Annotated in this window: 14 protein-coding genes; 10 read left to right on the forward strand and 4 right to left on the reverse strand. The window is 70.4% G+C overall.

Features of this window, described 5'->3' with window-relative positions; genetic code table 11:
* Positions 1 to 2: 2 nt before the first annotated feature.
* A complete protein-coding gene (locus K6I33_RS01865; RefSeq protein WP_229347876.1) occupies positions 3 to 524 on the forward strand; it encodes an SRPBCC domain-containing protein in 522 nt (173 codons plus the stop codon).
* Here the strand turns inward: K6I33_RS01865 and K6I33_RS01870 are convergent.
* Positions 521 to 802, reverse strand: coding sequence for a PLD nuclease N-terminal domain-containing protein (locus K6I33_RS01870; protein ID WP_229347877.1), 282 nt, complete (start codon positions 800 to 802; stop codon positions 521 to 523). The two genes, K6I33_RS01865 and K6I33_RS01870, sit on opposite strands and share 4 nt — an antisense overlap.
* Before the next feature lie 87 nt (positions 803 to 889).
* On the opposite strand from K6I33_RS01870, the gene K6I33_RS01875 reads away from it, so the two are divergent.
* Both K6I33_RS01875 and mqnP read left to right on the forward strand, forming a co-directional pair.
* Positions 890 to 2341, forward strand: a complete 1452-nt coding sequence (locus K6I33_RS01875; RefSeq protein ID WP_229347878.1) for a menaquinone biosynthesis decarboxylase — start codon at positions 890 to 892, stop codon at positions 2339 to 2341.
* Positions 2338 to 3234, forward strand: a complete 897-nt coding sequence (gene mqnP / locus K6I33_RS01880) for a menaquinone biosynthesis prenyltransferase MqnP (protein ID WP_308297017.1) — start codon at positions 2338 to 2340, stop codon at positions 3232 to 3234. Before K6I33_RS01875 ends, mqnP begins: the two co-directional genes overlap by 4 nt.
* Before the next feature lie 66 nt (positions 3235 to 3300).
* Here mqnP and K6I33_RS01885 read toward each other — a convergent pair whose 3' ends face one another.
* Positions 3301 to 4158: a hypothetical protein gene (locus K6I33_RS01885; protein ID WP_229347879.1), complete on the reverse strand. Its 858-nt coding sequence runs from the start codon at positions 4156 to 4158 to the stop codon at positions 3301 to 3303.
* A 483-nt stretch (positions 4159 to 4641) separates the two neighbouring features.
* Here K6I33_RS01885 and K6I33_RS01890 point away from each other — a divergent pair, with 483 nt between their 5' ends.
* Positions 4642 to 5334, forward strand: a complete 693-nt coding sequence (locus K6I33_RS01890; RefSeq protein WP_229347880.1) for a UbiX family flavin prenyltransferase — start codon at positions 4642 to 4644, stop codon at positions 5332 to 5334.
* Here the strand turns inward: K6I33_RS01890 and K6I33_RS35910 are convergent.
* Positions 5331 to 5465: a hypothetical protein gene (locus K6I33_RS35910; RefSeq protein WP_275126609.1), complete on the reverse strand. Its 135-nt coding sequence runs from the start codon at positions 5463 to 5465 to the stop codon at positions 5331 to 5333. The genes K6I33_RS01890 and K6I33_RS35910 overlap by 4 nt on opposite strands.
* Positions 5466 to 5605: 140 nt before the next feature.
* Between K6I33_RS35910 and K6I33_RS01895 the strand changes: the two genes are divergently transcribed.
* From K6I33_RS01895 to K6I33_RS01915, 5 genes are all read left to right on the forward strand, one after another.
* Positions 5606 to 6061: an Lrp/AsnC family transcriptional regulator gene (locus tag K6I33_RS01895; RefSeq protein WP_126914801.1), complete on the forward strand. Its 456-nt coding sequence runs from the start codon at positions 5606 to 5608 to the stop codon at positions 6059 to 6061.
* Between the two features lie 59 nt (positions 6062 to 6120).
* Positions 6121 to 7284 carry an aminofutalosine synthase MqnE gene (gene mqnE, locus K6I33_RS01900; RefSeq protein ID WP_229347881.1) on the forward strand — a complete coding sequence of 388 codons (1164 nt, stop codon included), beginning with the start codon at positions 6121 to 6123 and terminating at the stop codon, positions 7282 to 7284.
* A 71-nt stretch (positions 7285 to 7355) separates the two neighbouring features.
* Positions 7356 to 7646: a DUF4229 domain-containing protein gene (locus K6I33_RS01905; protein ID WP_229347882.1), complete on the forward strand. Its 291-nt coding sequence runs from the start codon at positions 7356 to 7358 to the stop codon at positions 7644 to 7646.
* A gap of 172 nt (positions 7647 to 7818) precedes the next feature.
* Positions 7819 to 9156 (forward strand): dicarboxylate/amino acid:cation symporter, encoded by a 1338-nt coding sequence (locus K6I33_RS01910; protein WP_229347883.1) that lies wholly within the window; start codon positions 7819 to 7821, stop codon positions 9154 to 9156.
* 263 nt (positions 9157 to 9419) lie between these two features.
* The gene (locus tag K6I33_RS01915) at positions 9420 to 10058 is read left to right on the forward strand and encodes a TetR/AcrR family transcriptional regulator (protein ID WP_229347890.1); all 639 of its coding nucleotides are present in this window, start codon (positions 9420 to 9422) and stop codon (positions 10056 to 10058) included.
* A gap of 106 nt (positions 10059 to 10164) precedes the next feature.
* On the opposite strand, the gene K6I33_RS01920 is transcribed toward K6I33_RS01915, so the two are convergent.
* Positions 10165 to 10749: a hypothetical protein gene (locus tag K6I33_RS01920; protein ID WP_229347884.1), complete on the reverse strand. Its 585-nt coding sequence runs from the start codon at positions 10747 to 10749 to the stop codon at positions 10165 to 10167.
* Positions 10750 to 10997: 248 nt separating this feature from the next.
* Between K6I33_RS01920 and K6I33_RS01925 the strand changes: the two genes are divergently transcribed.
* Positions 10998 to 12282 (forward strand): long-chain fatty acid--CoA ligase (locus tag K6I33_RS01925; RefSeq protein WP_229347885.1); only part of this gene is annotated, 1285 nt, incomplete at its 3' end.

Consider the following 12282-nt stretch of genomic DNA (forward strand, 5'->3'; position numbering starts at 1 on the left):
GTATGGAGATCCCCTCCCCCTACGGCGCGTCCGAGAGCAAGGGCGACGTCCACACCCTGCGCTACGAGCTGTCGATCCCGTACCCCGTCGACGAGGTGTGGGACGCGATCGCCACGCCCGACGGGCTGCCGACCTGGCTGGCCGTCGCCGATCCGTTCGAGCCGCGCGAGGGCGGGGCGATCACGCTGCGCTGGCAGAACACGGACGAGCGGGGCCATGCCACGGTGGCCCCGGGGCGGGTGACGGCCTGGGAGCCCAAACGGCTGGTGGAGTACACCGTCGACATCCACGGGCGGGTCCGCTTCGAGCTGGAGCCCGGGCCGCTGGGCGTCGGCGGGACGCTGCTGCACTTCACCAATGAGCTGGCCGGGCCCGACGACGTGCGCCTGGACTGCCTGGCCGGCTGGCACCACCACTTCGAGTACCTGCTGCAGGCCCTCGGCGGGCAGCCCGCCGACTGGTCGCGATGGACGCTCGACCGCTGGCGCGAGCTGCGCGAGCGGTACCGGGAGGGGCCGGGCTAGCCCTTCGGGCCGTCCTCGTCGGGCCGCAGCGAGCGCAGGAACTCGGGATTGTCGTCCGGCGCCACCCAGCGCCCCGGCGCCGGGCGGGTACGGGCGCGGGGGCGCCCCGCGACCAGCCAGGCCACCGGGCCCACCAGGACCTCGCCGAAGAGCAGGATGACGAACACCCACGCCAGCTTCGGCAGGCCCCGCACCTCGTTCTCGGGCGTGTTGAGGCAGTCGATGAAGGCGTAGATCCACAGTGCCAGGATCAGCAGGAACGGCAGATACCTGAGCATGGCGGCGGCCCCCGGGGTGCGGTGCTTCGGGCCGCTTCGCGGCCCCCGTGACGGCTCCAGGGTAGTGCGTGCTCGATACTGGAACGTATGGCTTACGACGATCTTCGCTCGTTCCTCCGGGCACTGGAGCGCGATGGCGATCTCAAGCGCATCAAGGCCGAAGTCGACCCGTACCTGGAGATCGGGGAGATCGTCGACAGAGTGAACAAAGCGGGCGGGCCCGCGTTGCTCTTCGAGAACGTCAAGGGCGCGGCCATGCCGCTCGCCATGAACGTCTTCGGCACCGACCGCCGGCTCCTCAAGGCACTCGGTCTGACCTCCTACGAGGAGATCAGCGAGAAGATCGGCGGGCTGCTCAAGCCGGAGCTCCCGCAGGGCTTCATCGGCATGCGCGAGGCCTTCGGCAAGCTCGGCGCGATGGCGCACGTGCCGCCGCGGAAGGTCAAGGACGCGCCCGTCCAGGAGGTCGTCCTCACCGGCGACGACGTGGACCTCGACCAGCTCCCGGCGCTCTTCACCTGGCCCGAGGACGGCGGCTCCTTCTTCAACCTGGGCCTCACCCACACCAAGCACCCCGAGACCGGCGTCCGCAACCTCGGCCTCTACCGCCTCCAGCGCCATGACAAGCGCACCATCGGCATGCACTGGCAGATCCACAAGGACAGCCGCAACCACTACCAGGTGGCCGCCAAGCGCGGTGAGCGGCTGCCGGTCGCCATCGCCTTCGGCTGCCCGCCGGCCGTGACGTACGCGTCCACCGCGCCGCTGCCCGGCGACATCGACGAGTACCTCTTCGCGGGCTTCGTCCAGGGCAAGCGGATCGAGATGGTCGACTGCAAGACCGTCCCCCTCCAGGTCCCCGCGAACGCGGAAGTCGTCATCGAGGGCTGGCTGGAACCGGGCAAGATGCTGCCAGAAGGCCCGTTCGGCGACCACACGGGCTTCTACACGCCGCAGGAGGACTTCCCGGCGCTCACCATCGACTGCGTCACGATGCGGCGGCGCCCGCTGCTCCAGTCGATCGTCGTCGGCCGCCCGCCGACCGAGGACGGCCCGCTGGGGCGCGCCACGGAGCGGTTCTTCCTGCCGCTGCTGAAGGTGATCGTCCCGGACATCGTGGACTACCACCTGCCGGAGGCCGGCGGCTTCCACAACTGCGCGATCGTCTCGATCGACAAGAAGTACCCCAAGCACGCCCAGAAGGTCATGCACGCCATCTGGGGCGCGCACATGATGTCGCTGACCAAGCTGATCATCGTGGTGGACTCCGACTGCGACGTCCACGATCTCCACGAGGTGGCCTGGCGCGCGCTGGGCAACACGGACTACGCCCGTGACCTGACCGTCGTCGAGGGCCCCGTGGACCATCTCGACCACGCCTCCTACCAGCAGTTCTGGGGCGGCAAGGCGGGCATCGACGCGACCGCGAAGTGGCCCGAGGAGGGCTACACGCGCGACGGGGGCTGGCCGCACATGGTCGAGTCGGACCCGGAGACGGCGGCGAAGGTCGACCGCCGGTGGAAGGAGTACGGGCTGTGACCACGGCCGCCGTCGCCCAGCCGGGCCGGACGAAGGCGTTCCTGCGCCTCGTCATGATCGAGCACTCGGTCTTCGCGCTGCCCTTCGCCTATATCGCCGCCCTGACGGCGATGTTCCAGCTCGACAAGAACATCCACTGGGTGCGGCTGCTGCTGGTCACCGTCGCCATGGTGGGGCTGCGCACGTTCGCGATGGCCTGCAACCGCATCATCGACCGGGAGATCGACGCCCGTAACCCGCGCACGGCGAACCGGGAGATCGTCACGGGCGCGGTGTCGGTGCGCTCGGCGTGGACCGGGGCGGGGGTGGCCGTGGTCTTCTTCCTCGGCGCCGCCGCGCTGCTCAATCCCCTGTGCCTGGCGCTCGCGCCGATCGCGGTGGTCCCGATGGTGGTCTACCCGTACGGCAAGCGCTTCACCGACTTCCCGCACGCGATCCTGGGGCTCGCCCAGGCCATGGGCCCGGTGGGCGCGTGGCTGGCGGTGACGGGGGAGTGGTCCTGGGACGCGGTGATCCTGGGGCTGGCGGTCGGCGTGTGGATCGGCGGCTTCGACCTGATCTTCGCCTGCCAGGATGTGGCCGCCGACCGTGCCCACGGGGTGAAGTCCACCCCGGCCCGTTTCGGCATCCCGGCCGCGCTGTACGGCGCCCGGGTCTGTCATGTCGTCACCACGGCGCTGCTGGTCTGGTACGCGCTGGCGACGCACGCGGGCGTGTTCTTCTGGGTGGGCCTGGTCGTGGTCGCGGCGGCGTTCCTGTACGAGCACACGATCGTCAAGCCGCACGACCTGTCCCGGCTGAACCGGGCGTTCTTCACCGTGAACGGCTTCATCGGCATCGCGCTCTTCGTGTGCGCCCTGCTGGACCTGCTGGTGCGCGGTCTGACGGTCTGAACACCCACGCGGAAAGGGCGGCCCACCGAACACGGTGGGCCGCCCTTTCGTCGCGTGCGCGAGGCGTCAGACGGACTTGCTGAACGGGTCCTGCGCGCCCCCGGCGAAGGGGCTGTTCGCGTCGGAGCCGAACGGGCTCTTCGCGCCGCCGTTCTTGGCGTCGCCCATGAAGACGAACATGGCCGCGCCCATCAGGTCCTGCGGCTTGAGCTCCTTGGCGCCGGCGGGGGCCTCGATCTTCTCCGAGCCGCCCTTGAAGCCGATGGTCACCGGCAGCTCGCCCTTGGCCTCCTTGTCGAGCTTGCCGGCGTCGAAGGACAGGGCGGAGAGCATGCCGTCCTTGACGGCCACGTCGACGTCGACGTCCTTGTCCGGGGCGTCCTCCCACTTGGAGAACTTGTCGAAGCGCTTGTCGCCGAGCTTGTCCTTCAGCGGCTTGAGGCCCTCGACGACCTTCTTGCCGACCGTCCTCGCGTTGACGGTGACCTTGATGTGGTCGGCGCCGCCCTTGGAGCCCGCGTCGGCGAACTTGGCGTTGTCGGTCAGGGCCTTGCGCATGGCCTCCAGGGCCTGCTTCTGGGTCTTGGAGTCGAGCGAGTCGCTCAGCGAGCCGCTGTTCGAGCCGCCCTTGTCCTTGCCGAAGGACTTGCCGAACTCCTCGAAGGACTTGGTGTCCAGGGATATCCAGTCGCCCTTCACGGCGCCCTTGACGGCGTCCAGGGACGGCGGGAGCTGGTCGGCCTTCTTCAGCAGCTCGTCGAGGGCCTGCTTGCCCTTGGCACCCTTGGCGCTCTTGCGCTTCTCGCTCTTCTCGCCGAACTCGGCGAGGGCCTTGATGTCGCCACGCACATAGAGCTTCTGCGACACACCGCGGAACTCGACCAGCGGCTTGTCGGCGTCCTTCTTGGCGAGCTTGAAGCTCACGGCGCCGTTCTTGTCGCCGTCCTTGACGTCCTTGAGCGGCTTGTCGTTGCTGATCGCGAAGGAGAGCCGCAGGCCCGCCAGCGTCTCGGCGTCGGAGCGCTGGAAGTCGTCCTCGCCCTTCAGCGCCTCGTAGAGCTTGTCGGCGCCGGCGTCGAAGCCGAAGTCCGCGGTGACGGCCTTCTGGCCGCCCAGCTTGTCGAAGGCCCGCTCGACCTTCGCCTCGGGGCTCAGCTTCTCGGTGGGGTCGCAGGCGACGGACGCGGCGGCGACGAGAGCGACGCAGCCGGCGGCGGCCAGACCCTTGCGCGTGGTGTGAATGACGTTCCCCCTGGACCGTTCCGTTTATACGAAGGTCACTTAAGTCCAGGACGAATAGGCATGTCAAAGGACTATTCCGCCAAGACGCCGTCAAGACGCGCGCCCGGCCACCCCCGTCCGGGACACCGGCCGGACCGCCCGCGGTGTCCGGATAGGCTCGATCCCGTGGAGCCGTACGAACACACGAAGCGACGCCGGCCTTGGGTGGTCGGGGTCTCCGGCGCGTCCGGGACACCCTACGCGGCCGCCGTGGTGCGCGGTCTGCTGGCGGCCGGGGAGGCGGTGGACCTGGTGGTCAGCCGGGCCGCCCGGCTGACGCTGCTGGACGAGACCGGGATCCGCTTCCGGGACGGGCACTGGGAGCGGGACCTCGCGAGCTGGCTCGCGCTGGGCGCGGACGGCAAGGAGCACTTCGCCGTCGACGAGGCGGCCCTGGCGGACGTCCGCCACTGGGCGGCCGGGGATCTCGCCGCCGGGCCGTCCTCCGGCTCGTACCCCGCCAAGGGGATGCTGATCGTCCCGGCGAGCACCGCCTGTGTGGCGGGAGTGGCGCTCGGGCTCTCGAAGGATCTGCTCCAGCGCGTGGCGAGCGTGACGCTGAAGGAGCGCCGGCCGTTGATCGTCGCGGTGCGGGAAACACCGCTCAGCGGGCAGACGCTCCGGCAGCTCGTGGCGCTCGACGACGCGGGAGCCGTGGTGCTGCCCGCCTCGCCGGCGTTCTACGCGGGGGCGACGCACATCCAGGATCTGGTGGACTTCGTCGCCGGGCGGGTGCTGGACGCGGCGGGAGTGCCGCACCGGCTGTACCGCCGCTGGGAAGGAGAGCTCGGTGGAGCGAGCGCTCGTGCGGAGGGCTAGCTCTTCTTCGCGCGCGGGAGGCGGAGCTTCGCCACGGCGCGCGGGGCCGGGGTGGGCTGGTGGGCACGCGAGCGGTTGGCCAGGTCCTGGAGCTCGCGCATGCGGGCGTAGGCCATCTCGATCGAGTACACGGGTTCTTCACTCCTGAGAGATCGAAGGATCGTCGTTGATTCGCTGATCTGGTGAAAGATTTTCGGGGTCTAGAGCCCCGTACGCCTTAGATTCTACACTGAAACCGGCGAGTTCGCTGATTATTGAAAGGTGCCAGGCTATGGACGCGGTGGACAGGCAGCTCATCCAGGCGCTGCGGGAGAACGGCCGGGCCTCGTACGCGGAGCTGGGCAGGCTGGTCGGCCTGTCCGGGCCGAGCGTGACGGACCGGATCAACCGTCTGGAGGCGGCGGGCGTCATCACGGGCTACCGCGCGACCGTGAACGCGGCCTCGCTGGGCCTGGGCGTCACCGCCCTGATCGGCATCCAGCTCTCGGACGCCGCCGATCACGAGGACGTGGCGCGCCGGCTGCGGGACCTGGAGGAGATCGAGGACTGCTGGTTCATCGCCGGCGACGACTCCTACATGCTCAAGGTCCGGGTCGGCGACGTGGACGGGCTGGAGCGCACCATCCGCCGGCTCTCCGGCACCAAGGGCGTCAGCCGCACCCGCACCACGATCGTGCTCTCCACCAAGTGGGAGAACCGCGTGGGTGAGCTGCCCGAGGACGTGTGAGCGCGGGGGAGTAGGCTCGACGAAGTCGCGAAATCGGAAGTATCGGAGAGGGCGGACGCATGGACGCTGGACTCAAGCGTGAGCTCGAGGAGAAGGTCTACGCGGGCGAGCGGCTCACCCGCGAGGACGGCATCGCCCTCTACGAGTCCGACGACCTGGCCTGGCTGGGCGGGCTCGCCCACCACGTCCGGACGCAGAAGAACGGTGACGTCGTCCACTTCAACGTCAACCGTCACCTCAACATGACCAATGTGTGCACGGCGTCGTGCGCGTACTGCTCGTTCCAGCGCAAGCCGGGCGAGAAGGACGCGTACACGATGCGCATCGAGGAGGCCGTGCGCCTGGCCAAGGCCATGGAGAGCGAGAACCTCACCGAGCTCCACATCGTCAACGGCCTCCACCCCACGCTGCCCTGGCGCTACTACCCGCGCTCCCTGCGCGCGCTCAAGGAAGCGCTGCCGAACGTCTCCCTGAAGGCCTTCACTGCCACCGAGATCCAGCACTTCGAGAAGATCTCCGGGATGCCCGCCGACGAGATCCTCGACGAGCTGATCGACGCCGGTCTGGAGTCGCTGACCGGCGGTGGCGCGGAGATCTTCGACTGGGAGGTGCGGCAGCACATCGTCGACCACGACACCCACTGGGAGGACTGGTCGCGCATCCACCGCCTCGCCCACTCCAAGGGCCTCAAGGGCCCCTGCACCATGCTCTACGGGCACATCGAGGAGCCGCGCCACCGCGTGGACCACGTGCTGCGCCTGCGTGAGCTGCAGGACGAGACCGGTGGCTTCCACGTCTTCATCCCGCTGCGCTACCAGCACGACTTCGTGGACATGAAGGACGGCAAGATCCGCAACCGGCTCCAGGCGCGGACCTCGATGGCGACGGGCGCCGAGGCGCTCAAGACCTTCGCCGTCTCCCGGCTGCTGTTCGACAACGTCCCGCACGTCAAGGTGTTCTGGGTGATGCACGGTGTGCAGACCGCCCAGCTCGCGCTGCAGCACGGCGCGGACGACATGGACGGCTCGGTCGTCGAGTACAAGATCACTCACGACGCCGACAACTACGGCACGCCGAACAAGCTCACCCGTGACGACCTGCTGGACCTCATCCGCGAGGCCGGCTTCCGCCCGGTGGAGCGCAACACCCGTTACGAGACCATCCGCGAGTACCCGGGCCCGGACGCCTCGCTGCGGGAGTCGCCGCAGCCGATGCGGGTCTGAGATCCACTTCTGGGCGTGCTGTACTACTGGAATTGCACGTTTCGGTTGTCGTCGAGAAGAAGGTCCCGTCCGTGAGTAGCCAGAAGTTCGCGTCGCTCCGCTACACCGCCCTGCGGCTCGGCCTGCTGGTCGCCTGCTTCGCCGTGGTCTGGGGGCTGTGCTACGCGCACGTCATCCCGCTCGGGGTCGGCGACTCCAACCTGGTCTGGATGATCCTGCTGGCCCTGATCCTCTCCGCGCCGCTGAGCTGGGTCCTGCTGCGCAAGCAGCGGGACGCCATGTCCGAGCAGATCGTGGACCGGGTGGACCGCGCGAAGGCCAAGATGGCCGCGAACGCGGGCCAGGAGGACGCGGCCCAGTAACGGCCGCTCAGCAACAGCGGCTCAGTAACACTCCTCACATATACGACATACGCGCGCCTGCGCCCTGCCCTGGAACTCCCGCTCCAGCGCAGGGCGCAGGCGCGTTTCGGCGACCGTGCGCCTCAAAGAAGTTCTTTGGGTTGCTCAAAGCATGAGTGTTACGGTAATCGGCATGTCGACGTCACCGTCCCCCACGGCGGCCGCCTCGCGCGGGCGCATATCCCGCATCCTCAACGTGCCCTTCTGGGCCCAGATCCTCCTCGGCCTCGTCCTGGGCGCCCTGCTCGGCTGGGCCGCCAAGAGCGGTGACATCGGCTGGCTCGGCTCCACGCTGGGCAGGGTCGGAGACACCTTCGTCCAGCTGCTGATGCTGGTCATCGCGCCGCTGGTGTTCTTCGCGATCCTGGTCTCGATCACCAATCTGCGGAACGTCTCCAACGCCGCCCGGCTGGCCACCCGCACCCTGATGTGGTTCATGATCACGTCGCTGATCGCGGTCGTCATCGGCCTGGCGATCGGCCTGATCACGGACCCGGGAGCCGGCACCGGCCTCACCGCCGCCGACGGCGCCGAGCCCAAGAAGCACGGCTCCTGGCTCGACTTCCTCACCGGGATCATCCCCACCGACATCGTCACGCCCTTCACCCAGCTCAAGGTCCTCCAGATCGTCTTCATGGCCGTGGTCGTCGGCATCGCGATCCTGAAGACCGGTGAGAAGGCCCAGCCGGTCCTCACCTTCAGCCACTCCGTGCTGGAGCTGCTGCAGAAGGCCCTGTGGTGGGTCATCAAGCTCGCCCCGCTGGGCACGGTCGGCCTGGTCGGCACCGCCATCTCCACCTACGGCTGGGGCCTGCTCAGCAAGTACGCGACGTTCACCGCGGACATCTATGTCGGCTGCGCCATCGTGCTGTTCGGCGTCTACCCGCTGCTCCTCGCGACCGTCGCCAAGGTCAACCCGCTGCGCTTCTTCAAGGGCGCCTGGCCCGCGATCCAGCTGGCCTTCGTCTCCCGCTCCTCCGTCGGCACCATGCCGCTCACCCAGAAGGTCACCGAGCGGCTCGGCGTGCCCAAGGAGTACGCGTCCTTCGCGGTGCCCTTCGGCTCGACGACCAAGATGGACGGCTGCGCCTCGATCTACCCGGCCATCGCCGCGATCTTCGTCGCCCAGGTCTTCGACGTGCCGCTGGAGGTCAAGGACTACATCCTGATCGCCTTCGTCTCCGTCATCGGCTCGGCCGCGACCGCCGGCCTCACCGGCGCCACCGTGATGCTCACGCTGACGCTCTCGACGCTGGGCCTGCCGATGGCGGGCGTGGGCCTGCTGCTGGCGATCGACCCGATCGTGGACATGATGCGCACCGCCACGAACGTCGCGGGTCAGTCGGTGATCCCGATCATCGTGGCCTCCCGGGAGAAGATCCTGGACCGCGCCGCCTATGACTCGGCCGACGGCTCCCACCTGGAGGACGAGCCCGTCGCCGGGGCGCGCACCGCGCCCGTCGCGGCCTGACGGACCGGTGGGAAAGGGCCGTCCGGCCCCCCGGAGGCTCGTTCCCGGCCCTTGACGTCCCTCCTCCCCGTGATATTACCTGCCGGTAGTGTGACGGGGGGGAGGGATTCTTTGTCGTGACGGTCGTGAGTAACGCACAGGTCGCAAGGGCAGCGGAAGCCGCGGAGAACACCACGCGCGACGGCGCCGCCGGGCCGGGGGGCGGGGCGCCGCCACAGGAGCCGGTTCCCCGGCGCAAACGCGGCACCGGGAAGATCCGGCGGATGCCGCGGGAGGTGCGCGAGAGGCAGATGCTCGACGCCGCGGTGGAGGTCTTCGCCCGGCGCGGCTACCGCGCCGCGTCCATGGACGAGATCGCCGAACTGGCCGGTGCCTCCAAGCCGCTGGTCTATCTGTACCTGAACTCGAAGGAGGACCTCTTCGGCGCCTGCGTCCGCCGCGAGGCCGACGCCCTGATGGCCTCGGTGCGGGCCGCGATCGCGCCCGGCGCCTCCGCCGACGACCGGCTGTGGCACGGGCTGCGTGCCTTCTTCGCCCACACCGCCGAGCACCCCGACGGCTGGTCGGTGCTCAGCTGCCAGGCCCGGACGAACGGGGAGCCGTTCGCGCCCGTGGTGGGCGAGCTGCGGCAGGAGATGGTCGGCCTCGTCACCCGGCTCATCGCCGCCACCGCCGCCGAGGGCGCGGGCGGGGACGGGAGCGCCGCCCTCGCCGGACACGAGGCCTCCGGGCTGGCGCACGCGCTCGTGGGCGCCGCCGAGTCGCTCGCCGGGTGGGCCAACACCCGTACGGGCGCCGTCCCCTCGGCGAAGGAGACCGCGGCGACCCTGATGAACGTCGCCTGGGTGGGGCTGGAGAACCTCAGGGCCGGACGGCGCTGGACACACGCCGCCCGGCCCTGAGCCGTCCCCCCTCCTCCCCGGGGCCTCCCCAGGCCCGGGGAAGTCGTCGGCCGCCGGCCGGGAAGCCGTCGGCCGGGAAGCCGTCGGCCGGGAAGCCGTCGGCCGGTCAGCCGTCGGTGCGCCGGCGGCGGGCGACGAGGACGCCGGCACCGCCGAGGACACCGGCCGCCGCCAGCGCTCCGCCGATCAGTGCGGGGTCGGTGTCCGCCGTCCGTCCGCGCGGCGCCTCGCCCGCGGCGACACCGCCCTTGGGGAACGTCGCGCCGTCCGGCTTCGCGCTGTCGGGCTTCGCGCCGCCCGGCTTCGCGTCGGCCTTCTTCGCGCCGCCCGGCTTCGCCCAGGCCTTCTTCTCCGGCTCGCTGTCGCCCTGGGTCCGCGCGGTCACGTTCGTGCCGTCGAAGTGGACGTAGATGCCGTCGGTGTAGCTCTGGCCCTTCGCGAGCACGGCGAAGACCTTCCCGCTGCCGATCTCCTTCAGGTAGGCCTTGCCGTCCTTGATCTCGGCCTCCACGCCGCCGCCGATGTCGACCGTCCGTGCCCCCGCCGGCCGGGTGCCGCCGCTCTTGACCTGGCCCGTCGGCGCGGGCGCGGTGTCGGCGGCGAAGGCCGCGGAGGGGACCGCGACGGCGCCGGCGAGGACGGTGCCCGCTACGGCGGTACGGAACGCGGTGCGCTGGGTGGTGGTGTTCATGGGATCGGTCTCCTCTCCTGGGGGTCGGCGCCGCCCGTGCGGCGACCCGATGCGGGAAACGCTATTTCGGGCGCAACGCGTCATGTATCGGCAAAACGGGCAGGGGTGGACCGGCCGTAAGGACTAGAGAGAAGGGGTGGCCGCCGTGGGCTCGCGGGCGTACCTTTACGGCCAGGGTTCTACTGCCGAGTAATGTCGCCTGCCGGTTTCGCCTGTCGTTCGCCTGCCGTCCCGAACAGGAGCCGCACGTGTCCGTAACGCCCGGCGCCGCCGCGCCCCCGCCGCTCGTCCCGCCCCGTACGACCGCCGTCGCCGGGACCGTCCGCGAGGCGGCCGTCCCCGCCCTCGCCCCGCGCGTCCACTACGGAACGCTCGGCGATCTGCCCTTCGCCAACGCGGCCGAGGATCCCCAGGCCGTCGCCGTCAGCCGCAAGGAACCCGGCCCCGGCCGTGCCCCCGCCCTCTGGCGCGACATCACCGCCGCCCGCTTCGCCGCCGAGGTGCGCGGCGTCGCCAAGGGCCTCGTCGCCCATGGACTGCGGCCCGGCGACCGGCTCGCCGTCATGGCCCGCACCCGCTACGAGTGGACGCTCCTGGACTTCGCCGCCTGGGCCGCCGGCCTGGTCACCGTCCCCGTCTACCCCACTTCCTCCGGCCACCAGGTCCGCTGGATCCTCCAGGACTCCGGCGCCGCCGCGTGCGTCGTCGAGACCCCCGAGCAGCTCCGCCTGGTCGCCGCCGCCCGCCCCGACTTACCCGCCCTCGCCCACGTCTGGCAGCTCGACACCGGAGCCGTGGCGCGCTTCATCGCCGCCGGACGGGACCTGCCCGACCGCGTGATCACCGAACGCCTGGCCACCCGCACCCCCGAGGACATCGCCACCCTCATCTACACCTCCGGCACCACCGGTCGCCCCAAGGGCTGTGTCCTCACCCACGCCAACTTCTTCGCCGAGGTCGACAACGCGATCGCGCTGCTCCACCCCGTCTTCACGTCCGTCAGCAAGGAACCCGCCTCCACCCTGCTCTTCCTGCCGCTCGCGCACGTCTTCGGCCGCATGGTCGCCGTCGGCTGCATCCGCGCCCGGGTGCGCCTGGGCCATACCGACGCCATCCGGAGCGACGAACTCCGTGCCGATCTGGCCGGGTTCCGGCCGACGTTCCTCCTCGCCATCCCCTACGTCCTGGAGAAGATCTACAACACCGGCCGGGCGACGGCGGAACGGCTCGGCCGCGCCGGGACCTTCGACCGCGCGGCCGCCGTGGCCCGGGACCACGCCGAGGCCGCGGCCGCCGTGCTGTCCCGCACCGGACCCGGCCCCGGGCCGCGGCTGCGCGCCGCCCACGCCCTCTACGACCCGCTCGTCTACCGCCGGATCCGGGCCGCCCTCGGCGGCCGCGTCCGCTACGTCATCAGCGGCGGCTCACCACTGGGCACCCGGCTCACCGCCTTCTACGCCGGCGCCGGCATCGGGATCTTCGAGGGCTACGGGCTGACCGAGACCACCGCCGCCGCCACCCTCACCCCACCCC

Origin of the sequence: Streptomyces sp. UNOB3_S3 (assembly GCF_020740895.1) — a bacterium.
Lineage (GTDB): Bacteria > Actinomycetota > Actinomycetes > Streptomycetales > Streptomycetaceae > Streptomyces.